Source organism: Bartonella saheliensis (assembly GCF_902162175.1).
In genome coordinates, this window is the sequence record NZ_LR607319.1 from 1 (window position 1) to 1,057 (window position 1,057).

1 protein-coding gene is annotated in these 1,057 nt (G+C 42.5%); it reads right to left on the reverse strand.

Annotation, left to right across the window (positions count from 1 at the left end; genetic code table 11):
• Positions 1-968, reverse strand: a 968-nt coding sequence (locus FS875_RS10010; protein WP_144756300.1) for a N4-gp56 family major capsid protein, incomplete at its 3' end; no start/stop codon positions are given.
• Positions 969-1,057 lie beyond the last annotated feature (89 nt).

Sequence of the window (1,057 nt, forward strand, 5' to 3'; positions counted from 1 at the left end):
AGCGTGTAATGCGTTGCACTGTGATTTTTTCCAAAACCTATAATCGCACTCTGGGCTCCTAGGAAAACCGCACGACGCACACTCTTGACTGCTGTATTATCAGTGGATTTTACACCATGAGTGACATGAAGTGCTTCGCGTAAAACAACACCATTATACATACCAAGAGAACCATCAAAGATCGGGTTCTTTGCACGAGAGGTTGCGTAAACAGATTTTTGGATATCTAACCACTCACCAGCTGCTGTATTGGTTCGCAATTGCATCACTTGGGTTGGGTGCAAATAAAGAACGTAAACATCATCACCATTGACATGGACCGGAGAGATTTGTGGATTGGCTAGTTTGGCTTGTTTTACCGCTTCATCTATCAATTTAAGGCTAAAGCCATGTTTTGCCTTTTCTGTGAGTTCTTCATCCTTGATTTTGCCATCGGGGCGGATAATTCGTTCACTGCTTGGCGCCATGATTTCATTAAAACCGTAATAAACCGGTTTAATGTAGATTTCTCGACCATCAATATGGATCGTACGCGCGGTATAACCACACACATGAAGAAAGAACATAACGCTTAAACGATTTGCGTACCAACGAACCAAGTTTGCTTTAGCTTTCTTGCGTAAATTGGGGAGAATTCTCTGTTGGTCAATCGAGTCATTATTCGCCACGCGTGCTGCATGTAAGAGCTCGTTAATGACCAATCTGTCATCCATAAATTGAAGACCTTCTTCATTGCCCTCTAAGGTTTCTCCCTGTGTGACCCCATCTCCATGCATATTCAACATCAAGCTAAATGTAACGCTATCCCCTGCACTCTTATGGGTTTCATTGCAAAGCTGGATAATGCTGTTCTCGCTTTTCCCTATCAGCGGGGCTATTTTCGTTGCTTTTAAAACTTCATGATTGATCTTTTGTGACCACAATTTCACCGCTTTCGGATCATGGGTCATGATATGTGTTGTTGCCATTCTATTTCACCTTTCTTTGCTGTAAAAAAACCGGCTTAAAGCCGGTGGAAAACCCGCATCAAAGGCGGATTATGCTGTTAAAATCTGTT